Raw genomic sequence first — 23,373 nt, 5'->3', positions numbered from 1 at the left:
AGCTAAAGTCTTATTAGTTCTTGGATTGATCAACCATTGCGTTCTTTTTGATCCATGGCATCATCCCACGCAGTTGCGCACCAACTGTTTCGATTTGGTGCTCTGCATTCAAACGACGACGGGAGATCAAAGTTGGCGCGCCAGCTTTGTTTTCCAGAATGAAGCTCTTCGCGTATTCGCCAGTCTGAATATCTTTCAACACCGCGCGCATTGCGTTCTTGGTGTCTTCAGTGACGATACGTGGGCCTGTGACGTACTCGCCGTATTCTGCATTGTTCGAGATCGAGTAGTTCATGTTGGCGATACCGCCTTCATAGATCAAATCAACGATCAGTTTGAGTTCGTGCAAGCACTCAAAGTAGGCCATTTCTGGTGCATAACCAGCTTCAACCAAGGTTTCAAAACCGGCCTTGATCAACTCAACTGCGCCACCGCACAACACTGCCTGCTCGCCGAACAAGTCTGTTTCGGTTTCTTCGCGGAAGTTGGTTTCGATGATACCGGCACGACCGCCGCCGTTCGCAGTTGCGTAGGACAGAGCGATGTCACGGGCAGTGCCGGATTTATCTTGGTATACCGCGATCAGGTGAGGTACGCCGCCGCCTTGAGTGTAAGTTGCGCGCACAGTGTGGCCTGGTGCTTTTGGCGCGATCATGATGACGTCGAGGTCAGCGCGTGGCGTTACTTGACCGTAGTGAACGTTGAAGCCGTGGGCAAATGCGAGTGTTGCGCCTTGCTTAGCGTAGGGTGCGACGTTTTCTGCATATACCTGAGCGATGTTTTCGTCCGGCAGCAAAATCATGATGACGTCAGCAGCTTTGACTGCATCGTTGACTTCAGCAACTTTCAGACCAGCATTGACTGCTTTGTCCCATGAAGCGCCGCCTTTGCGCAAACCAACAGTGACGTTGACACCGGAATCATTCAGATTCTGTGCGTGCGCATGGCCTTGTGAACCGTAGCCGATGATGGTGACGTTTTTACCTTTGATCAGGGAAAGGTCGCTATCTTTGTCGTAAAAAACTTTCATGTTAAATCCTATATATAAATAATTGATAGAGAGCTGTTGCGGCGATCCGTAACAGTCCGTGTGTTCTTTAGGTCAGACCTTCAGGATACGTTCGCCGCGACCAATACCAGAGGCACCGGTGCGGACAGTTTCCAGAATTGATACCCGGTCTATTGACTCAATAAAGGCGTCTAACTTACTTTTAGCGCCCGTTAATTCAATAGTGTAAGTCTTGTCCGTGACATCAATGATCCGCCCCCGGAAGATATCCGCAGTACGCTTCATTTCCTCACGTTCCTTACCCACCGCACGCACCTTGATGAGCATCAATTCGCGTTCGATATGCGCGCCGTCGGTCAGATCGACCACTTTGACGACTTCAATGAGACGATTCAGATGCTTGGTAATCTGTTCGATTACGTCATCCGAACCTCTTGTCACGATGGTCATCCGTGACAAGGTCGCATCTTCGGTCGGTGCGACCGTCAATGTTTCGATGTTATAGCCGCGTGCGGAAAACAAACCCACTACGCGTGACAGCGCACCGGCTTCATTTTCTAGCAGTACCGAAATAATATGTTGCATCACAGATCCTCCGAACCGAGCAGCATTTCAGTCAAGCCCTTGCCTGCCTTGACCATCGGCCAGACATTCTCGCTTTGATCCGTAATGAAATTCATAAACACCAGACGGTCTTTCATGGCGAACGCTTCTTTCAGTGCGCCATCAATGTCGGCCGGATTTTCAATTTTCATACCGACATGGCCGTAGGACTCAACCAATTTGGTGAAGTCTGGCAATGAATCCATATACGACTCGGAATAGCGTGAGCCGTAATCGATTTGTTGCCATTGTCGGACCATGCCGAGCGCACGATTATTGAGCAGAATGATCTTCGGAGTCAGGTGATATTGCTTGCAGGTTGCCAGCTCCTGAATACACATCTGGATCGATGCTTCGCCGGTGATACAAGCGACAGTCGCGCCAGGATTGGCCATCTGCACGCCCATCGCATACGGCAAGCCGACGCCCATGGTGCCGAGGCCACCGGAATTGATCCAGCGACGCGGTTTATCGAAACGATAATATTGCGCGGCCCACATTTGATGCTGTCCGACGTCCGAGGTAATGAACGCGTCGCCATCTGTGATTTCCCAGACTTTTTGGACCACCGATTGCGGCTTGATGACTTCTGACGAATTGGCAAATTTCAGACAGTCAATTCCGCGCCATTCATTGATTTGCTTCCACCAGGCGGCCAAAGTCACTGTGTTTTGCTTGATCTCGGCAGCGTCTAATTGCGCCAACAATTCCTGCAAAACGTCTTTGACGTTACCGACGATAGGAATATCGACTTTGACGCGTTTGGAGATCGACGATGGATCGATATCGATATGAATAATCTTGCGTTGGGTGCTGGCAAAGTGCTTGGGATTACCGATCACGCGGTCATCAAAACGTGCGCCGATCGCAATCAGTACATCGCAGTTCTGCATTGCCATGTTGGCTTCGTAAGTACCGTGCATGCCTGGCATACCGACAAACTTATCACTGGAAGCCTTATAGCCGCCGAGACCCATCAAGGTATTGGTGCAAGGGTAACCAAGACGATCGACCAGACGATTCAACTCAGGCGATGCATTTGCCAGAATCACGCCACCGCCGGTATAGATCATCGGACGTTCGGCGGTCAGCAATAAATGGAGTGCCTTACGGATCTGCCCGGAGTGACCTTTATCGACCGGCTTGTAGGAGCGCATCTCGACTTCTTTCGGATACGCGTACACATGCCGATGCATGGAGATATCTTTAGGAATGTCGATGAGCACCGGACCAGGACGACCGGTCGTGGCTATATAAAAAGCTTTTTTGACGGTATCAGCCAAATCCTTGACATCTTTGACAAGGAAATTGTGCTTGACGCAAGGACGGGTGATACCGACGGTATCGCACTCCTGAAATGCGTCTTCCCCAATCGCATAGGACGGTACCTGACCTGAGATCACGATCATCGGGATGGAGTCCATATAGGCTGTCGCCAGACCGGTCACCGCGTTGGTGACGCCCGGGCCGGACGTGACAATGGCGACACCGACTTTGTTTGAGCTACGCGAATAGGCGTCGGCTGCATGAATCGCAGCTTGCTCGTGGCGAACTAATATATGTTGGAATTTATCTTGCTGGAAAATGGCGTCGTAGATGTACAGCACTGAACCGCCGGGATAACCGAAAACGTGTTCGACTCCCTCTTCGGCCAGACAACGCACCAGAATTTCTGCGCCGCTAATGGGCAAATTTGTATCTTGACTCATGTTGATGATGTCCTTTCAAGGTCCATTGGAAATTGATCGGATGCTCTTTCCTGACGATAACGGTGGCATGCAACATGGATTTTTGGCATTCCTTTTTTGTGCGTTCGCATCATTGCGTTGCATACCCGTTGGTATGTTTCAAAAATGACGCTTAGTGCGACTCGTTCAGCCAATTACCTTGAAGCACCACTGCCGTTTTCTCGCGCTTGTGGCACGGGTTGGAGCAAACAGCTTTCAAATATTGAAGCACGCCTACCCGCCGATCAGCGTCTTGCGCTGCCTTCGGGAAGGCCATGGGACCACTTCAGGGTGCTGAAGTGGAGTGCTACCATAATGCGTACTTTCATTTTGGTCAAGGCAAATTCACTTAAAGCTATGTAAAAACGGTCGTATTTGAACAAAATCTAGTATTAATACTCCACAAACCCTGAGTTTTTTGATAGCATTCGAGCAGCCTGACATGCCCTCCTTTAACGATCCGAAACAACCCATCAAGTTAACACTAGCCAGCTAAGCCAGCTAGTTTTTCTGATTCCATTGGTTCCCGTTATACCAGCCTGCCTCTCACGAAGAGGCAGATACGCAGCAGGATTCTGAACAACTTTCAATGGCTGGCCGCGAACCACTCGACGCGCCACAATGCATGGCAACCGATAAAGAACTTTCAGATTTTCTCGAGAACGTAGAGCGACGCGCCTTCAAGCAAGCGCTGTACGCCGTCCGTAAGGACGAGTCAGCGCTGGACATTGTCCAGGATGCGATGATCAAACTTGCAGAAAAATATGGCGACAAACCGTCTGCCGAATTACCGATGCTGTTTCAGCGCATATTGCAAAACACCATTCTCGATTATTTCCGTCGAGAAAAGGTACGCAATACCTGGGTCAGCCTGTTTTCCAGCATCGGTCATGACAAAAGCAGCGATGAAGATTACGACGTGCTTGAGACGTACGAGTCAGAACAAGGCTCGCAGGCCGCCGAGTCCAGCTCATCGCAGCTAGAACGCGAACAAATCCTCGATGTCATCGACCTGGAAATACAAAAACTCCCGGCACGTCAACGAGAAGCCTTCCTCATGCGTTATTGGGAGGACATGGATGTTGCCGAGACCGCCGCCGCAATGGGCTGCTCTGAAGGTAGTGTAAAAACACACTGCTCTCGCGCAACACACACTCTGGCGCAGGCGCTTAGGGTCAAAGGAATAAGTTTATGAACAACAACGAAATCAATTTTGCGTACAAAGTACGCCACGCGCTCAATGAACGTATGGAAGACATCCCGACAGCTACCGTTGATCGATTAGCTGCAGCACGTCGGATCGCCTTGTCACGCAAAAAAAATGATGCACCATTACGCGTAACTGCCCCTCAAACGGCACTGGCTGGTCAAGCCAGTGGCTTCTTCCATCAGCCTTTTTCCTGGCTCATGCGGTTTGGCGTTGCAGTACCGATACTGACAGGGATAGTGTTATTTTTTGGTCTCTATCAGTATGAGCAACAGCATCGCATCACCGAAATAGCTGCCATCGACGCTGCCGTATTAGCCGATGAAGTGCCACCGACAGCTTATTTAGACCGCGGCTTTGATTACTATCTTGCCAAGCGCGACGACTAAGAATGGCACTGATACCAACACCAATTAAACATCATGAGCAGTTGACAGATCACGCATCGTCAGGTCGCGTAGCATCTTTACGCAGTAATAAAACACGCACAATTGTGGTCACCCTGATGGTTGTTCTGGCACTCATCATCGCCTCGGCATCAGTGATCATAAAAGCATCCCATGCTGCTGGCGTCGCGGCTGTTAGCACCACCAACAGCACGACCGGCGAACTGGCGCTTAAGCCAAAATCCAACAACGCAGCAAAAGTAACGCCAATCAGCGATAGCAAAGCCAACTGGGACGACCTCACACCGGGACAAAAACAAACCCTGGCACCGCTTGCATCTGGCTGGAGCGAATTAAAACTCGCCACCAGAAAAAAATGGATTGAAATCAGCAAACGCTACAACAGTATGAATACAACCGAGCAAGCACGCGTCCAGGAACGCATGCATGACTGGGTCAACCTGACGCCGGAGCAACGTCGGCAGGTACGTGAAAATTATGCCCGCGCCAGAAAACTCGATACTGAACAACGCGCAAGACGCTGGGCGCAATACCAACAATTACCGGAAGAAGAAAAACAACGACTTGCCGCTGAGGCAGAAAAGGCCAGTACGAATAAGCGGGTTACCGCGCAAATATTGTCGGCACCTGCGAAGAACAAGCCAGCAAAGCAAATTCAGTTGACGCCGCAACCGGCGCTGACAGGCGAACCGGCTAGCCACTGAGCTGGTCACTAAGCTGGCCACTAAGCTGATACCGGTTTATGCTTGACGTCCGCCAGCGCTGATACCGACAATCTCGCTGGCTCAACATATTCATGACGAAATCACATCCTTGAACACCTCCATCCCCGCAACCGATACGACTACACCCAGCGCATCCGCGCCACCATCTCTAAAGCGGCGATTCGGGAGCATGCTCTACGAGGGTATGTTGCTGTTTGGGATTTTGTTCGTCTCCGGCCTGATTTTTTCGATCTTGCTCCAGCAACGTAACGCGATGTACCTGCGGCACGCACAGCAAGCGTGGCTATTCATTGTCCTCACGGCGTATTTTGTCTGGTGCTGGAGTCACGGCGGCCAGACGCTCGCCATGAAAACCTGGCGTCTGCAGTTAGTCAATCAGGATGGCAGTGCCATCAACGTCAAACATGCCCTGATACGCTATTTACTGGCATGGTTGTGGTTTCTGCCCGGCCTGGCGCTGGCGTGGAGCTTGGGTGCACAGACGTGGATGTTGGCATTGATCCCGGCGCTCAATATTGTTTTATGGTCGATGACGGCTTATCTCGATCCGCAGCGTCAGTTTTTACATGACCGACTAGCAGGCACCAAGCTTGTCGATATGGCAGAGATTGTGCGACCTAAAGGCAAGCATCGCTGGTATCACTGAATTTAGATGCGCTGAGACTGAGAAGCAATGAAACTTTCCTGCAACACCGTCAACTCTTCTTCAGAAAATCCGGCAGCAAGACGTGCCTCAAGATTGAAAGGCCCGCGCAACACCGGGGCCACATATTCCACCACCAGCTGAGCAAACGTCGCAATTGGATCGAGCTCGCGGGCATCGCATAACCAGTTATACCAATAGTTACCGATCGCCACATGACCGACTTCTTCACGCAAAATAATGTCGAGAATCTGGGCTGCCGCCATGTCGCCAGCCTGCGCAATTTTCGCCCTGACTGCCGGCGTTGCATCGAGTCCACGCGCCTCTAACGTACGCGGAACCAGCGCCATGCGCGCCAAAACATCATTGCGCGTCTTATCGGCCATTTCCCACATACTGTTATGCCCGGGAAAATCGCCATACGCAAAACCTAAGGTCTGCAAATGTCGAGACAGCATATGAAAATGCTGCGCTTCCTCGGTCGCCACACTCAACCAGTCGGCGTAATACGCAGCAGGCATATCGGCAAAGCGGCAAATGGCGTCCAAGGCCAGATTGATGGCATTGAATTCGATGTGCGCAAGGGCATGCACCAGCGCAGCACGCCCTTCTTCAGTGCGCATTGAGCGGTGCTTGAGCGTCTTGGGCAACACTAGCTCCGGTTTCAATGGCCGCCCTGGAATAGAGTTGGACTCTGCATCGCTAATGAACACCGCAGAAGTATTGAGCGCAAGTACTCCACGCTTGAAATCGGCGGCCATTTTGGCTACGCCGGTTACCTTCGCGATCGGGTCGCAGATCAGCAACTGATGCAGGGCGGCGCTGCGTAAGTCGCTCAAAGCCGTTGTAGAAACAATAAAAGTAGGGTCAGATAAATTTTTCATGCTGGCGGCGTAAAATAGCGTCCTTAACTAAAAAGCTCCATTAAGCCAAAATAAGCTCAGACAAGCTCAAACAAGCGCACATTCTACGGAGAATTATGACTATCTACCAACTGGGTGACCATGCCCCCGATATCGATCCATCGGCCTACATCACCGATAGCGCCACACTCATCGGCAAAGTGAAGATCGAAGCCCAAGCCAGTGTCTGGTTTGGCGTCACCATTCGCGGCGATAACGAACTCATCACGGTTGGTCGCGGCAGCAATGTGCAGGAAAATGCAGTCATCCATACCGACATGGGCTATCCCGTGACAATTGGGGAAAACGTCACCATTGGTCATCAGGTGATGTTGCACGGCTGCACTATTGGTGACGGTTCGCTCATTGGTATCCAGGCAGTCGTCCTCAATGGCGCAAAGATAGGCAAAAATAGCTTGGTTGGCGCAGGCGCACTGGTCACCGAAGGGAAAGAATTTCCCGATAACGCCTTGATTATCGGCTCACCCGCCAAAGTTGCACGCCTCTTATCGGCCGAAGAAATCACCAAACTCGCCAGCGGTGCAGAGCATTACGTGCGTCGCGGTCAAGAATATAAAACGCAACTTAAGAAAATCGGCTAAAGCACATCATGACCGAGCAAGGACACAACGCAATGGATATCAATAGCGACAATCTGCAAAAATTTATGATCGAAAACGCCTCTGTCCGAGGCGAACTGGTCGAACTCTCTCACACCTGGCAACAGGTACTCGCACACCGCACCTATCCGAGCGCAATCACCAGGTTACTCGGTGAAATGCTTGCTGCGGCAGCGCTACTGTCTGCCAATTTAAAATTTAATGGCGTCATTGTGATGCAAATCCATGGGGACGGCCCGGTACGCCTGTTAGTCGTTGAGTGTGACGCCAGGTTACAAATGCGCGCTACGGCGAAACTGGCTCCCGAGGCCGTGGTTGAAGACAACGCGACGCTCGAGCAACTAGTCAATCTCAATGGACAGGGCCGCTTTGCCATCACGCTGGACCCGCAAGACAAAATGCCGGGACAACAGCCCTATCAAGGCATCGTGCCGCTGGACGGCGACAACGTGGCTGAAGTCATCGAAAATTACATGCTGCGCTCCGAACAACTCGATACCAAGCTGTGGCTGGCGGCCGATGCTCAGGTCTCACGCGGCTTATTGCTGCAAAAATTACCGCATCATGGCGGCACTACCGTCGATATCGTAGATCCGCTTGAAAGCTGGAATCGTATCGCCATGCTGGGTGCGACGCTACGCCCGGCTGAAATGCTATCGACCGATATTCAAACGCTGTTGCGGCGTTTGTTCTGGGAAGAAACCGTACGTATTTTCGAGCCGCAGCATCCCAGCTTTGTTTGTACCTGCTCGCGCGAAAAAGTGGGAAATATGCTGCAGATGTTGGGGCAAAAAGAGGTCGATGAGGCCATAGCAGAGATGGGAAAACTATCGGTCGACTGTGATTTCTGTGGGCAACACTACGCATTCGACAAAGTTGATTGCGCGCACCTTTTTGCCACTAGCGCCCCGGCTCAAACCCTGCTGACAACGGGCGACAGTAAACACTAATTCAACCTGCCATCCTGACGCCAGCGCGTGTTCATAGTAGGAACACGCGTTGCAGGATTGTTAATCACGGATGAGCGCAGTTGCTTTTTCAAAAGATTGTGATTGCGATTGTGTTTAGGATTGTGTTTTGGGCACAGGCTTAGTGCCTGGCTTAACCGACTTCACCCCTTGCCCGGCGTTCGCCGACGGCTTATCTCCCAGCTTATCTCCCAGCTTAACCAGTGGCGGTTTAACAGCAACGGCTGCACCGACCTTATCAGACAATTGCTGCGCCTCCAGAAGCGTGGCGACCACTTCTGTATTATTTGGGTCCAATATTTGTATAAAAATTTCGTCCTGCTTAATCATACCCAACTCGCTACGGGCACGCTCTTCAATAGCGCCGGTTCCTTCTTTCAAGTCATGCACTTCTGAATCGAGTTTGGCATTGCGCGCTTTTAAGTCATCGACTTTTACATGCGCAGCATCTACTTGTTGTCCCATATCCCAGACGCGTAACCAACCACCTTTGCCCAGCCACAAGGGATACTGGATCAACATCAAAAGCGCAGTCAGGCAAATCGCGATTAAACGCATCAAAAATCTCGCATCAAAAATCTATCTTCAATATGAGGACTTACGCAAAATCGTTCTTGCAAAGCAGACTGACGAAAACAGTACTACGGCCGGGGCGATTTTGCGTAAGTCCTGAATATATAAAAATCCGGCCAGCGATTAACTCTCTGGCCGGACTCTTGCATTAAATCACAACAATTTATTTCAGATTATAAAAAGCTGAACGACCAGGATAGCTAGCGATATCGCCCAAATCTTCTTCAATACGCAGCAATTGGTTGTATTTCGCCATACGATCGGAACGCGACATGGAGCCAGTTTTGATCTGTAGCGCGTTCGTACCAACAGCGATATCCGCAATGGTGGAGTCTTCCGTCTCGCCTGAACGATGCGAAATAACGGCCGTATAGCCAGCGCGTTTTGCCATTTCAATCGCCGCAAACGTTTCTGTCAGTGTACCGATTTGATTAATCTTGATCAAAATCGAATTGGCGATATCTTTTTGGATGCCTTCGCGCAGAATTTTCGTATTGGTCACAAACAGATCATCTCCAACCAACTGAATTTTCTTGCCCAGTGTTTCGGTCAACAACTTCCAGCCATCCCAATCATCTTCGGCCATGCCGTCTTCGATACTGATAATCGGATACTTGTCGCACCACGATGCCAGCAGACCGGTGAATTGTGCACCCGTCAATGTCATATCTTCGCCGGCGAGGACGTATTTACCGTCTTTATAGAACTCACTCGCTGCGCAATCCAGACCCAGTGCGATTTGGGTTCCCGGCTCGTAGCCAGCAGCTTCAATCGCCTCAATGATCAACTTGAGCGCATCTTCATGACTTGCGACCGATGGCGCAAAACCACCTTCATCGCCAACCGAAGTCGTCAAGCCTTTGTCTTGCAGGATTTTTTTCAACGCGTGGAATACTTCAGCGCCGTAGCGAATCGCTTCGCGGAAGCTCGGTGCGCCGACCGGGATAATCATGAATTCTTGAATATCGAGGTTGTTATCTGCGTGCGCGCCGCCGTTGATGACGTTCATCATCGGCACCGGCATTTGCATCGCGCCGCTACCGCCAAAATAACGATACAGCGGCAAGCCAGCTTCTTCAGCCGCCGCTTTAGCTACCGCCATCGAGACTGCCAATATCGCGTTCGCACCTAAACGGCTTTTGTTTTCAGTGCCATCGAGATCGATCAGCGTACGGTCCAGGAATGCTTGCTCATTGGCATCCAAACCCATGATTGCTTCAGAAATTTCGGTATTAATATGCTCGCAGGCAGTCAAAACGCCCTTGCCGCCGTAACGCTTTTTATCGCCATCGCGCAATTCGACAGCCTCACGCGAGCCAGTCGAAGCACCGGACGGAACCGATGCGCGGCCCATGACACCGGACTCCAGCAAGACGTCGCATTCGACAGTTGGGTTGCCGCGTGAATCAATAATTTCGCGGCCGATGATGTCAACAATTGCACTCATGTATTTCCTCTATTCATAATGATCAGGTCTGAACTCATGTTCAATTTGTACGCAACTTATGCGCAATTTGTACTGAAGCACTGCTTTGAAGCTAATAATGTAGACCAACAAAAACACCGCGCCATCATTGTTCAATGATGGCGCGGTGTGTCATTTCAAGCAAAATGTGTCTCGAGAAAACCGTTCTTTTTCACCACACGGTCTAACTCGATCAACGTCGCCAGTAATTCTTTCATCCGTCCCAACGGCACTGCATTGGGACCGTCCGACATCGCTTTGGACGGATCAGGATGGGTTTCCATAAATAGACCGGAAATTCCCACCGCAATCGCCGCCCGCGCCAGGACAGGCACAAACTCACGCTGACCACCCGAAGTACTGCCCTGCCCGCCCGGCAATTGCACCGAATGCGTCGCGTCAAACACGACCGGACAACCGGTTTCACGCATGATCGCCAGGGAGCGCATGTCGGACACCAGATTGTTATAACCAAACGACGCACCGCGTTCGCAGGCCATGAAATTATTCTCCGGCAAACCGGCTTCGCGCGCAGCAGCGCGTGCTTTATCGATCACATTGGTCATATCATGCGGGGCCAAAAATTGGCCTTTCTTGATATTCACAGGCCTGCCCGACTGAGCGCATGCATGGATGAAGTCAGTCTGACGACACAGAAACGCCGGCGTTTGCAGCACGTCTACGACGGCGGAAACTGGCTTGATCTCTTCAATCGCATGGATATCCGTCAATACAGACACGCCAAGTTGTTTTTTGACGTCCCCTAAAATTTCCAGCCCTTTTTCCATGCCAAGGCCACGGAAAGAGGTACCAGACGAACGGTTAGCCTTGTCAAATGAAGACTTGTAAATAAAGTTAATACCCAGCGCGCTGGTGATCTCTTTTAATTCACCAGCGGTATCGAACGCCATCTGGCGCGATTCGATCACGCAAGGACCGGCTATCAGAAAAAATGGCTGATCCAGGCCAATATCAAAGCCGCAAAGTTTCATGGTTTTCCTTAAGCCTCAGATTTTTTAGCAAGCGCTTGCTGATGCGCCAATGCTGCCGAGATAAACGAGATGAACAAAGGATGCCCGTCACGCGGCGTCGATTTGAATTCAGGATGGTATTGCACGCCGACATACCAAGGGTGGGCATGTTCGCCAGTGCGCGGCAATTCCATGACTTCGCATAACTCTTCGGTCGGTGTGCGTGCAGAGACGACCAAACCAGCCGCTTCAATCCGATCCAGATAGTGATTATTCGCCTCATAACGATGACGATGACGCTCAGTTACCGTCAAACCGTAGATTTCAGAAGCCAGCGTACCCGGCTTGATATCGCAGGTTTGCGCGCCCAGACGCATCGTGCCGCCCAGATCGGAGTTCGCGTCCCGCGTCTCGACTTTACCGTCGTGATTTTGCCATTCGTTAATGAGTGCGACGACCGGCTGTTCGGTTTGCTCGTCAAACTCAGTGGAGTTTGCCAAGTTCAGACCGGCCACGTTACGGGCGAATTCCAGCAAGGCCACTTGCATACCAAGGCAAATACCGAGATACGGTATTTTATTTTCACGGGCGAAGCGTGCGGCGTTGATCTTGCCTTCCACGCCACGCTTACCAAAGCCGCCCGGCACCAGAATCGCATCGTATTTCGATAACGACTCAGTCCCTTTGGCTTCAATTTCTTCCGAATCCAGATACTCAATATTGACGCGTGCACCGGTATGAATCCCGGCGTGACGCAAGGCCTCGGTCAATGATTTGTACGACTCGGTCAGATCGACGTATTTGCCGACCATGCCGATGGTGAGCTCATGCTGCGGATTTTCCAGCGCATGGACCAGATTGGTCCACATCGTCAAATCGGCTGGCTGCGGCGACAAGCCCAGCTTTTCGCAAATAATCGCGTCCAGCCCTTGGTCGTGCAACATTTGTGGAATTTTGTAGATCGTGTCCGCATCCCAAACCGAAATCACGGCCTCGTTCTCAACATTCGAGAACAACGAAATCTTGGCGCGCTCTTCGTCAGGAATCGGTCTGTCGGCGCGGCACAACAATGCATCGGGCAAAATCCCGATTTCGCGCAATTTCTGCACGCTATGCTGCGTCGGCTTGGTTTTCAGCTCGCCTGCCGATGGCAAGTAAGGCACCAGCGTCAAATGCACAAACGCCGCCGCTTTACGGCCAGCGCGCAGACTCAATTGACGGGCTGCCTCAAGAAACGGCAGGGATTCGATATCGCCAACGGTGCCGCCGATTTCTACCAGCGCCACGTCAAAACCTTCGGCGCCGCGATGGATGTAATCCTGGATTTCATTGGTGATATGCGGAATGACTTGCACGGTTTTACCGAGGTATTCGCCCCGGCGTTCCTTGCGGATAACCGATTCGTAGACCTGCCCGGTAGTGAAGTTATTCACTTTCTTCATGCGCGTCGTAATAAAACGCTCATAGTGGCCGAGATCGAGATCGGTTTCTGCGCCATCGTCGGTGACAAATACTTCGCCGTGCTGGAGAGGACTCATCGTGCCGGGATCAACGTTGATGTACGGATCGAGCTTAATGAGGGTGACTTTGAGGCCGCGCGATTCGAGGATCGCTGCGAGGGAAGCGGCTGCAATCCCTTTACCTAAGGAGGAAACTACGCCGCCGGTAACAAATACAAACTTGGTCATTGCGGAAGGTGCCGAACGGCACATGCGGGAAATTGAAATTATACCTTAATCAACCGCCTGCATTCTGAAAAAAAGCACGCGATTCTTAACTGACGATCAAGCAATCCTTGCCTTGACCTGCTTGCGTATTTATCCTGTGCAACACTGAAAAAGACGGGTCACGTCAACGAAATCCACCAAAATAATGCCGTCGGCAAAGAATTGTCCATCATGTAATAATTCTGCACTTCCTAGGTTCAATCGTCCACCCCCAACACTATGAGCAGACTTTTTACCGATCTTGAAGGCGACGATGGCATCCCGGGCGCACAGCGCCGTGTCGCCATTATTGTCATGATTTTAGGTACCGGCATGACCGTACTCGACGGCTCCATCGTCAACGTCGCGCTACCGATCATTGCGCGTGACTTGCACGTCATTCCATCGGCCGCCGTCTGGATCGCTAACGCCTACATTCTGGCGGGTGCCATGACGATGGTGGCGTTTGCCTCGCTCGGCGATGTAATTGGTTTTCGGCGGCTGTACATGGGCGGGATTCTGTTATTTACGCTTAGTTCGCTAGGCTGCGCTTTGTCGCAGTCATTGCTGTCACTCAATATTTTGCGTTTTGTACAGGGAATCGGCGCGGCGGCGGCCATGAGTATCGGCCCGGCGTTGTATCGCAATATTTTCCCCTCTCGCTTGCTCGGCTCGGCCCTCGGCATCAATGCCATGGTCGTCGCCTCCTCGCTAGCGGCAGGCCCGGCCATCGGCGGCGCGATGTTGTCGGTACTAAGTTGGCCCTGGTTATTTGCCGTCAATGTGCCGATTGGCATTGTTACCTTGCTATTAGCGCGAAGGGTATTGCCCTCGGATCGCGGTCACGGCGGCAAATTCGACATCGCCGGCGCCATATTGTCAGCGCTGGCATTAGCCGCCATCGTCTCAGCGGTCGATGGATTATCGCGCCATGACAGCTGGGCAAACGAAGCCATGTTAGCTGGCGTTGGGCTGCTTGCAACTGCGCTCTTTATTGTTCGGCAAAAACGTGCCGCCGCACCTTTATTGCCGTTAGACATTTTTTCTTCCGTGCGCTTTTCGATGGCCGTCGCTACCTCGCTATGTTCGTTTATCGGCCAGGGGATTGCCTTTATTTCATTGCCGTTTCTGTTTCAAGGGGCTTACGGCTTCAGCCCCCTGATGTCTGCGGCGCTGTTTACACCGTGGCCGGTGGCAATCGTGATTGTTGCGCCTATCGCAGGACGGCTCGCTGACCGTTATCCGGCGGCCCTGCTCTCCACTTGCGGGTTGGCCGTCTACACGCTTGGGCTGGTGTTGCTGACCTTGCTGGGAGAGCATCCCTCGGTCATCGATATTTTGTGGCGCGCCTTTATTTGCGGCATAGGTTTCGGTTTTTTCCAAAGCCCGAATAACCGGGAAATGATGAGCAACGCACCACGCTCGCGTAGCGGCACCGCTTCCGGCGTATTAGCCATCGCCCGCACCTTTGGCCAGTCTCTCGGCGCGGCGTTAGTCGCCATCGCATTGGCGGCTGCTGGCAATCGGCTCGCCCACAGCGCTAACACCGCATCGGTCGATGCTAGTGCAGTCCACTTTTCATTATGGGTGGCCGCTTGCGCCACGCTGCTCGGGACAGTTATTAGTACCCTGCGGATTCGACACGGACGAACACCCAACTAATTTCCGCACAGAAACACGCAAAAAAACTGAGCAAAACTGACAAATTTGTCATATTCATGACAGCCTGTGGTCTGCCAGAAGCGCTTAAAGTACATCGGTAAACATGCCTTTCCGGCGACTATTTTTATGGCCGGACAAACATTGCAACCGATTGCCTTACCGCTCACAGGCCATGACTTCAACCCTATTTTTGCCCTATTTCCACAGGCGTCTGAGTGTCTGCGCCGTTGCCGCGGCGTTGTCTGCCACGCTCTCCGGCTGCGCCGTCGGTCCCGATTACGTGCGTCCTCAGATCGACACCCCAGCCGCCTTTAAAGAAAATACGGCATGGAAAACTGCCACGCCGCAGCAGATTGACACCAACCATCCATGGTGGGAAACCTACGGCGATAGCACCCTCAATACGCTGATGATCGAGGCCAACAAGGCCAATCAAAATATCCGTCAAGCCGAAGCCCAATACCGACAAGCCCGCGCCACCGCCGACGCCGCCCGCGCAGGCTTTTGGCCAACAGCAGGCGTAGGCATGGGCGTTGGCCGCTCACGCTCTGCCTCCGCTGGCGTTGTCACTGAAGGCAAACAATATAGCGCCACCATCAACGCCAGTTGGGAGCCCGATATCTGGGGCGCGGTACGCCGCTCGGTCGAGGCAGGCGACGCCGGAACCCAGGCCAGCGCTGCCGATCTGGCCGCAGCACGGCTGAGTATCCAGACCACGTTGGCGCAGGATTATCTGCAACTGCGCGTCACCGATCAGCTCAAAGATCTGTATGCACGCACCGATGCCGCCTATACCCGTTCGCTGCAGCTCACGCAAAGCCAGTACAACGCAGGTGTAGCCTTGCGCTCGGATGTCGCCCAAGCCGAAGCGCAATTAAGAACCGCGCAAGCGCAAGCCATTGATCTCGATGCACAACGCGGCCAGTTAGAGCACGCCATTGCGATGTTGCAGGGCAAATCGCCTGCCGCATTTACGCTCGCAGCCATCAGCGCCGCCTCCACCGTCCCTTTAGTGGCACATTTACCCATGGTCCCGTCCGGCCTGCCCTCGGATCTGCTTGAGCGTCGTCCAGACATTGCTGCCGCCGAACGCCGCGCCGCACTCGCCAACGCCAACATCGGCGTAGCCAAAGCCGCCTATTTCCCCAGCCTGATGCTCAGCGCCAATGGTGCCTTCAATGCCAGCAGTCTGGGGACCTGGTTTGATACGCCGGGCCGGGTCTGGTCGCTCGGCGCGGCATTGGCAGAAACCATTTTTGATGGTGGTTTGCGACGCGCCCACAGCGCACAAGCCGTTGCCGCCTATGACGTCGCTGTCGCGCAATATAAACAAACCGTACTCGGCGGGTTTCAGGACGTTGAAGACAATCTGAACACCTTAAACGTGCTGGACCGGGAAGGCGTAGTACAGGATCAGGCGGTCGCCGCGTCCGAACTCGCCGAACGGCTGGCACTGGCGCAATACCGCGCCGGGACCACCACCTACTTAAGCGTCGTCGTCGCGCAAACAACGGCGCTCAGCAATGCGCGCACAGCGGTGCAACTGCGTGGTCGTCAACTCATTGCCAGCGTCGGCCTGATCAAAGCCATCGGCGGAGGCTGGGATGCCACTGCGTTGACCAAAGACGCATTAGCCACCCTGAACAAAACCAATTAATTTCGTCAATAAAGTGAGTAAGCAAAACATGTCCACACCACTTCCCCGCCGACGCTCAACCGTTCTCATTGCCGCAGCCATCCTGATCCTGATCGCTGCCGGGATCTGGAAAGCCAGACACAAAACCGACACCGTTGTGGCCGAAGACTTGCCTATCGAGGCAACGACGGCGCTGGTCAAACAGCAAGACATACCGTTCTACCTGACTGGCGTAGGCACCGTCACCGCCAACGCCAACGTCACTGTCAGAACCCGGATCGACGGCCAGCTCGTCAAAGTCGGCTTCACCGAAGGTCAGGATGTCAAAGCAGGACAATTACTGGCGCAGATTGATCCGCGTGGACAACAAGCGCAATTAGCTCAGGCTCAAGCCGTCAAGGCCAAAGACCAGGCCCAATTGACCAACGCCAGACTCGACCTGCAACGCTACACCGTACTGCGCACACAAGACGCTGCCACGCAACAAACGCTCGATACGCAAAAAGCGCTGGTGAGCCAACTTGAAGCCGCCTTAAAAACCGATGACGCCCAAATCAGTTACGCCTCAGTCCAGCTCAGCTACACCACCATCAACGCACCGATCAGCGGTCGCGTCGGTGCGCGGCTAGTCGATGCCGGCAATATCGTGCACGCCGCCGATGCCAATGGCTTGGTCGTCATTAATCAGGTGGATCCGATCACCGCTGTCTTCACCCTGCCGGAAGAAAACTTTCAAATCATCAATCAAGCGCTGCAAGGCAAGCAACCCTTAAAGGTCGCCGCATTAGACCGCAACAGCATGCAAGCGCTCGCCAATGGCCGCCTGACCTTACTCAACAATCAGATCGACACCACCTCCGGCACCGTGCAATTGAAAGCGACCTTTGCCAACCCGACGCACGTTTTATGGCCCGGGCAATACATCAATATGCGTCTGTATTTAGCGGATTTAGCACAGGTATTAACCGTTCCTGCTGCCGCCATTCAGCGCGGTCAGGACGGCACTTACGTCTATGTAGTTGCGGCAGATGAAAGCGTCAATACGCAAGCCGTCCATGTCCTACAAAATCAGGATGGTGTCGCCGTTATTGATAAGGGTCTGAGCGTCGGTCAAAAGATCGTCGTTGATGGACAATACAAACTCAAGCCCGGCGTGAAAATAGTGGAAACCGCTGTGCCAGCTGTGTCAGCCGCGTCAGCTGGCACCCCGGCAAAAGGAGCGGCTAATTGAGCATCTCCGCCACCTTCATCAAGCGCCCTATCGGAACCACACTACTCGCCATCGCCATCATGTTGGTCGGTATTGCGGTCTGGCCGTTGCTGCCGGTCGCGCCGTTGCCGCAAGTCGATTTTCCGACCATTCAGGTCTCCGCCAATCTGCCCGGTGCTGATCCGGCAACGATGGCCTCGAATGTTGCGCAACCGTTGGAACGCCAGTTTTCGTTGATCGCAGGGTTGTCGCAAATGACCTCAACCAGCGCACTTGGCTCATCCCAAATCACGCTGCAATTCGACCTCAACCGCAATATCGACGCCGCCGCGCTGGATGTCCAGGCGGCGATTAACGCCTCCAGCGGGCAGCTCCCGGCTAACTTGCCGAACCCGCCAACGTTTCGAAAAATCAATCCGGCCGACTCCCCGATTCTGGTGATGGCGGTGCAATCGTCAACACTGCCGTTGATTGATGTCAACGACTACGCCGACAACATTCTGGCGCAACAGATTTCTCAAATTACCGGCGTCGGACTGGTCAATATCGGCGGTGCGCAAAAGCCCGCGATACGGATTCAGGTCGATCCCGCCAAACTTTCAGCGCTGGGCATGAATCTGGAAGATATTCGCGGCGTCATCGCCAACACCACCGTCAATCAGCCCAAAGGCACCATCGACGGTGACAAGCAAAGTTTCACCGTCTATACCAACGATCAATTGCTCAAAGCCAAACCGTGGAATGACATGGTGCTGGCCTACAAAAATGGTGCGCCGGTGCGCGTGCGCGATATCGGCATCGCCATTGATGCACCGGAAAACATGAAAGTTGCCGGTTGGGCCTACGCCGGAAAAGCTGCCCCTGCCGGTAACACCATCATCAATGGTCGCTCCATCGTACTGGCCATTACCAAGCAACCAGGCGCGAACGTCATTGAAACGGTAGACAGGATCAAGGCCGCATTACCACGCCTGCAAGCTGCGATTCCGCCGTCGGTACGGGTCAACACGATCATCGACCGCACCCAGACCATCCGCGCCTCGGTACTGGACGTTGAACTCACGTTGGTGCTCACCATCGCCTTGGTGGTGATGGTGATTTTCATGTTTTTACGCAATGTTCCGGCAACTCTGATTCCCAGCGTAACCGTACCATTGGCGTTGATGGGGACGGCTGTCGTGATGTATATCGTCGGCTTTAGTCTGGATAATCTGTCACTGATGGCGCTGACGATTTCGGTCGGTTTCGTGGTCGATGACGCGATTGTGATGCTGGAGAATATTTACCGTCATGTCGAAGAAGGCATGACCCCGATGGAAGCCGCCTACAAGGGCGCGGGCGAAATCGGCTTCACTATTATTTCGATTTCGGTCTCGCTGGTAGCCGTGTTTATTCCATTGCTGCTCATGGGCGGGATTGTAGGCCGTTTGTTCCGCGAGTTTGCCATCACCGTGACGCTGACCATTGCGGTCTCGGTCATCATTTCGCTGACCTTGACGCCGATGCTGTGTTCGCGCTTTTTGCGCAATCATCACGACGAAAAACATGGCCGTCTGGCGCTCTGGTTTGAACATGCCTTCGACACTATGCTCAATGCCTACAAACGCGGCTTGATCGTTGTATTACGTCATCAATTCATGACGCTATGCGTATTTCTTGGGACCGTGGCGGCCACGGTTGTGCTGTTTATCATTATCCCCAAAGGCTTTTTCCCGCAGCAAGACACCGGCTTTGTGTTCGGCTTTGCCGAGTCCGCACAGGATGCCTCTTTTGCGTCGATGAACGCCAGAATGCTGAAACTGGCCGACGTGATTCGGCAAGATCCCGACGTCACCGGCTTCGGCATGAGCGGCGGTCAGAATACCTACAACACGGGCAATTTCTTTATCAGCCTGAAACCAAAAGACGAAGGCCGTACCGCCTCCGCCGATGAAGTCATTACCCGCTTGCGGCCTCAGATCGCCAAAATTCAAGGCGTCAATCTGTTCCTCCAGGCTGGGCAAGATATCAACGTCGGCGGCCGTCTGGCGCGGACCCAATATCAATACACGCTCACCGACTCCTCGCTCGATGAGCTCAATGTATGGGTACCGAAACTGCTGGCACGCTTTCGCGAATTACCGGCACTCACAGACGTCGCCTCCGATCAGCAAAACGCGGCGGCGACCGCCACGCTGACCATTGACCGGGCGCGCGCATCGAGTTTTGGGATTACACCGGCGTTGATCGATTCCACCATTTATGACGCCATTGGTCAGCGTCAGGTTGCGCAATACTTTACGCAGGTCAACAGCTATCACGTCGTGCTCGAAGTCACGCCAGCATTACAAACTGACCCGGCCTTGTTTGACAAACTCTTTGTGAAGTCCCCTTTGACCGGGGAGCAAATACCGGTGTCTTCATTTATTAGCGTCGATACCACCAAAACCGGCTACCTCTCGATCAGCCATCAAAGTCAGTTTCCGGCGGTGACGATCTCGTTCAATTTGGCACCCGGCGTGGCGCTTGGAGACGCTGTCACGGCGATTGGACAAGCGCAAACCGCAATGGGCGTGCCGCACACTTTGAGCGGCGCTTTCCAGGGCGCAGCCAAAGCCTTCGGCGATTCGCTGTCATCGCAGCCGTACCTGATCGCAGCGGCGCTGGCAGCGGTGTATATCGTGCTGGGCTTGCTGTATGAAAGCTATATCCATCCGCTGACCATTTTGTCCACACTGCCATCCGCCGGTGTGGGTGCATTGCTAATCCTGATGGCGGGCGGCTACGATCTCAGCGTGATCGCCTTGATCGGCATCATTTTATTGATCGGCATCGTCAAGAAGAATGGCATCATGATGGTCGATTTTGCGCTCACCGCCGAACGCGAAAAAGGCATGGCACCAGAAGAAGCGATTTTTCAGGCCTGTTTGCTGCGCTTTCGCCCGATCATGATGACGACCATGTGCGCCCTCCTGAGTGGCTTGCCATTGATGCTGGGCCACGGCGCAGGATCAGAACTACGGCGACCACTGGGCTATGCGATGGTCGGCGGTTTGATTCTGTCGCAAATATTGACGCTGTTCACGACGCCGGTGGTGTATCTGTATCTGGATCGTGCCCATTTTTGGTACGAGAGAAAAAAAGCAGCGCGCAAAGCACGCCAGGCGGGAACACAGGAAACGGTCGCACTGGCAGATTAACAATCCATGCACACTCAGTTGTTACCTTAGTTGCTACCTTAGTTGCTACCTTAGTTGCTAACTTATTTGATCACTTATGAAAATCCTGATCGTCGAAGACGAACTGAAAACTGCCGATTATTTGTACAAAGGCTTGACCGAGCAAGGCTGCACGGTCGACCTCGCACATAACGGCATCGACGGTCAGCATTTGGCGTTGCAGCACGATTACGACGTCATCGTGCTCGATGTCATGCTGCCCGGGATTGACGGGTTTGCGATATTGCATGCGCTACGCGCCATCAAACACACGCCGGTCATCATGCTGACCGCACGCGACAGCGTCGAAGACCGCATCAAGGGCTTGCATGACGGCGCCGACGATTATCTGATTAAACCGTTTTCCTTCCTTGAATTATTGGCCCGCTTGCAGGCATTAGCGCGGCGCGGCAGAACGCAAGAAGCCAGCCAACTCCGTATCGGCGACCTGCACATCGACCTGCTCAGCCGCAAAGCCTGGCGCGGCGATGGTAATAATGGCAATGGCAACGGCAGCAATACCCGCATCGATCTCACGGCCAAGGAATTTTCATTGCTAGTCGTGCTCGCACGTCGGCAAGGTGAAATTCTGTCCAAGACCGCCATTGCAGAACTGGTCTGGGACATGAATTTCGACAGCAACACCAACGTCGTCGAAGTCGCCATCAAACGGCTGCGCAATAAAATAGATACGCCATTTACGCCCAAATTGCTGCATACCATCCGTGGCATGGGCTATGTGTTGGAATTGCGCAAGGATGAGACAACCGCATGAAGCGCTCCATCACAGTGCGTCTGGTGACGATGTTTGCTGCGGCTGCGTTGCTGACTTTTTCACTCATTGGTGCGTCGCTGTATAGCGTCGTCCATCGCGAACTAGAGCGCCATCAGCAGGAAGAATTACACACCGTATTTCAGGACATGCAGTACATGATTGCGCATAACGACAGCGTTGCCCGCTGGCCACGCGTACAAGCGAAACTCGACACCTTAACGCCCACCGACGGCAGCAAGCGCTACTGGATTCTGAGTGATGATCCGCGCTTTCAGTTTGGGCAAGGCCTGGCCGAGATCGACAATCTGGAGCGCGACGCAAGTGGCTTAGGCAATATTCACCTCCGCCAGCGCGAATATCCATTACGGACGATGACGAAAACCATCGCCGCACTCGGTGAACGCCCGCCCGTGCGTCTCATTGTCGGCATCGATTCCGAACCGTATTTTCATACTTTGCATGCATTCGTGACTGCGCTCATCAGCCTGTCTCTGGCGGGCGTCGTACTCGTCATGCTGCTGGGCTATTGGATCGCTCAAGTCGGTCTGCGACCGTTGAAACAGCTTTCGAATGAAGCCCGGAGTTTTAGTCCGAAAACGCTATCTCAACGTCTGCAAATAATGCGTCTGCCCGATGAACTATCGGATCTGGCCAGCACGTTTAACGGCGCGCTCGATCGTATCGAAAACGCCTACAAACAGCTCGAAGGATTCAACGCCGATGTCGCGCATGAACTACGCACGCCACTAGGCAACATCATCGGCACGACGCAGGTTGCCCTGTCACGAGAGCGTAACGCGGCTGAGTTTGAAGAGGTATTGCAATCGAATCTGGAAGATCTGGAACGGATGCGTTCGATCATCAATGACATGTTATTTCTGGCCCGCGCCGATCAGGGCGAACCGGCAACCGGACTGATTGTGGCCTCTGTCGCGCATCAGGTCAGGAAGACGGTTGAGTTTTTTGAGTTCATTCTTGATGACGGCGGTATGACGGTCAGTATCGCTGGCGATATCAACGTTGAGGCACCGATCGAGACGGCTTTATTTCGTCGCGCGATCAGTAATCTTTTACAAAACGCTATACAGCACTCCAGTGCTGGTGCAGAGATTATCGTCACCATCACGCGACAGGAAAATCTGACACAGATCGCCGTTGCTAATCCGGGCGAGCCGATTTCTCAGGCGCATTTGCAGCGGCTGTTCGATCGTTTCTATCGGGTCGATGCAGCGCGGCATGATCAGGGGGCACAGCATGGATATGGGCTTGGGCTTGCCATCGTGCGGGCGGTGGCGAATATGCATGGCGGGGGGGTGTTTGCTTCTTGTATCGATTCGTGCTCGATGAACCGGGCGCCTAGAGAAGCT

General features: G+C 53.2%; 19 protein-coding genes and 1 pseudogene. 12 read left to right on the top strand and 8 right to left on the bottom strand.

Annotation, left to right across the window (positions count from 1 at the left end):
• Nucleotides 1–13: 13 nt before the first annotated feature.
• From ilvC to ACVBEF_RS14530, 3 genes are all read right to left on the bottom strand, one after another.
• Entirely contained in the window at nucleotides 14–1,030 is a 1,017-nt protein-coding gene (ilvC, locus tag ACVBEF_RS14540) for a ketol-acid reductoisomerase (protein WP_447124656.1), read from the bottom strand.
• 72 nt (nucleotides 1,031–1,102) lie between these two features.
• A complete protein-coding gene (gene ilvN, locus ACVBEF_RS14535; protein ID WP_447124655.1) occupies nucleotides 1,103–1,594 on the bottom strand; it encodes an acetolactate synthase small subunit in 492 nt (163 codons plus the stop codon).
• Complete coding sequence (locus ACVBEF_RS14530; RefSeq protein ID WP_447124654.1) at nucleotides 1,594–3,321, bottom strand: acetolactate synthase 3 catalytic subunit; 1,728 nt, start codon at nucleotides 3,319–3,321, stop codon at nucleotides 1,594–1,596. The genes ilvN and ACVBEF_RS14530 overlap by 1 nt, the downstream gene beginning before the upstream one ends.
• 643 nt (nucleotides 3,322–3,964) lie before the next feature.
• Here ACVBEF_RS14530 and ACVBEF_RS14525 point away from each other — a divergent pair.
• The 4 genes from ACVBEF_RS14525 (at nucleotide 3,965) to ACVBEF_RS14510 (ending at nucleotide 6,324) form a co-directional block, all read left to right on the top strand.
• Nucleotides 3,965–4,534, top strand: coding sequence for an RNA polymerase sigma factor (locus ACVBEF_RS14525; protein WP_447124657.1), 570 nt, complete (start codon nucleotides 3,965–3,967; stop codon nucleotides 4,532–4,534).
• Nucleotides 4,531–4,935: a DUF3619 family protein gene (locus ACVBEF_RS14520; protein ID WP_447124653.1), complete on the top strand. Its 405-nt coding sequence runs from the start codon at nucleotides 4,531–4,533 to the stop codon at nucleotides 4,933–4,935. Before ACVBEF_RS14525 ends, ACVBEF_RS14520 begins: the two co-directional genes overlap by 4 nt.
• A 2-nt stretch (nucleotides 4,936–4,937) precedes the next feature.
• Nucleotides 4,938–5,657 carry a DUF3106 domain-containing protein gene (locus tag ACVBEF_RS14515; protein WP_447124652.1) on the top strand — a complete coding sequence of 240 codons (720 nt, stop codon included), beginning with the start codon at nucleotides 4,938–4,940 and terminating at the stop codon, nucleotides 5,655–5,657.
• Nucleotides 5,658–5,766: 109 nt separating this feature from the next.
• Complete coding sequence (locus ACVBEF_RS14510) at nucleotides 5,767–6,324, top strand: RDD family protein (RefSeq protein WP_447124651.1); 558 nt, start codon at nucleotides 5,767–5,769, stop codon at nucleotides 6,322–6,324.
• A gap of 2 nt (nucleotides 6,325–6,326) precedes the next feature.
• Here ACVBEF_RS14510 and ACVBEF_RS14505 read toward each other — a convergent pair whose 3' ends face one another.
• Nucleotides 6,327–7,205, bottom strand: coding sequence for a ferritin-like domain-containing protein (locus ACVBEF_RS14505; RefSeq protein ID WP_447124650.1), 879 nt, complete (start codon nucleotides 7,203–7,205; stop codon nucleotides 6,327–6,329).
• Between the two features lie 95 nt (nucleotides 7,206–7,300).
• Between ACVBEF_RS14505 and ACVBEF_RS14500 the strand changes: the two genes are divergently transcribed.
• On the top strand, nucleotides 7,301–7,825 hold the full coding sequence (locus ACVBEF_RS14500) for a gamma carbonic anhydrase family protein (protein ID WP_447124649.1): 525 nt from the start codon (nucleotides 7,301–7,303) through the stop codon (nucleotides 7,823–7,825).
• A 32-nt stretch (nucleotides 7,826–7,857) separates the two neighbouring features.
• Nucleotides 7,858–8,793 (top strand): Hsp33 family molecular chaperone HslO, encoded by a 936-nt coding sequence (hslO, locus tag ACVBEF_RS14495; protein ID WP_447124648.1) that lies wholly within the window; start codon nucleotides 7,858–7,860, stop codon nucleotides 8,791–8,793.
• A 303-nt stretch (nucleotides 8,794–9,096) separates the two neighbouring features.
• On the opposite strand, the pseudogene ftsB reads toward hslO, so the two are convergent.
• The 4 genes and pseudogenes from ftsB to ACVBEF_RS14475 all read right to left on the bottom strand — a co-directional run.
• Nucleotides 9,097–9,369: pseudogene (ftsB, locus tag ACVBEF_RS14490) on the bottom strand (cell division protein FtsB); the annotation flags it as partial.
• A 178-nt stretch (nucleotides 9,370–9,547) separates the two neighbouring features.
• Nucleotides 9,548–10,831: a phosphopyruvate hydratase gene (gene eno / locus ACVBEF_RS14485; RefSeq protein ID WP_447124647.1), complete on the bottom strand. Its 1,284-nt coding sequence runs from the start codon at nucleotides 10,829–10,831 to the stop codon at nucleotides 9,548–9,550.
• Nucleotides 10,832–10,986: 155 nt separating this feature from the next.
• Nucleotides 10,987–11,841: a 3-deoxy-8-phosphooctulonate synthase gene (gene kdsA, locus ACVBEF_RS14480; protein WP_447124646.1), complete on the bottom strand. Its 855-nt coding sequence runs from the start codon at nucleotides 11,839–11,841 to the stop codon at nucleotides 10,987–10,989.
• Nucleotides 11,842–11,849: 8 nt separating this feature from the next.
• Nucleotides 11,850–13,508 (bottom strand): CTP synthase, encoded by a 1,659-nt coding sequence (locus ACVBEF_RS14475; protein WP_447124645.1) that lies wholly within the window; start codon nucleotides 13,506–13,508, stop codon nucleotides 11,850–11,852.
• A gap of 258 nt (nucleotides 13,509–13,766) precedes the next feature.
• Here ACVBEF_RS14475 and ACVBEF_RS14470 point away from each other — a divergent pair, with 258 nt between their 5' ends.
• The 6 genes from ACVBEF_RS14470 to ACVBEF_RS14445 form a co-directional block, all read left to right on the top strand.
• Nucleotides 13,767–15,188 (top strand): MFS transporter, encoded by a 1,422-nt coding sequence (locus ACVBEF_RS14470; protein WP_447124644.1) that lies wholly within the window; start codon nucleotides 13,767–13,769, stop codon nucleotides 15,186–15,188.
• 172 nt (nucleotides 15,189–15,360) lie between these two features.
• Complete coding sequence (locus ACVBEF_RS14465; protein ID WP_447124643.1) at nucleotides 15,361–16,845, top strand: efflux transporter outer membrane subunit; 1,485 nt, start codon at nucleotides 15,361–15,363, stop codon at nucleotides 16,843–16,845.
• A 28-nt stretch (nucleotides 16,846–16,873) separates the two neighbouring features.
• A complete protein-coding gene (locus tag ACVBEF_RS14460; protein ID WP_447124642.1) occupies nucleotides 16,874–18,055 on the top strand; it encodes an efflux RND transporter periplasmic adaptor subunit in 1,182 nt (393 codons plus the stop codon).
• Complete coding sequence (locus ACVBEF_RS14455; RefSeq protein ID WP_447124641.1) at nucleotides 18,052–21,213, top strand: efflux RND transporter permease subunit; 3,162 nt, start codon at nucleotides 18,052–18,054, stop codon at nucleotides 21,211–21,213. The genes ACVBEF_RS14460 and ACVBEF_RS14455 overlap by 4 nt, the downstream gene beginning before the upstream one ends.
• 76 nt (nucleotides 21,214–21,289) lie before the next feature.
• A complete protein-coding gene (locus ACVBEF_RS14450; RefSeq protein ID WP_447124640.1) occupies nucleotides 21,290–22,006 on the top strand; it encodes a heavy metal response regulator transcription factor in 717 nt (238 codons plus the stop codon).
• Nucleotides 22,003–23,373 (top strand): heavy metal sensor histidine kinase (locus tag ACVBEF_RS14445; protein WP_447124639.1); only part of this gene is annotated, 1,371 nt, incomplete at its 3' end. The genes ACVBEF_RS14450 and ACVBEF_RS14445, both read left to right, overlap by 4 nt.

The sequence above is a fragment of the Glaciimonas sp. GG7 genome (assembly GCF_052976905.1).
This window is presented reverse-complemented; position numbering and strand designations above follow the sequence as displayed.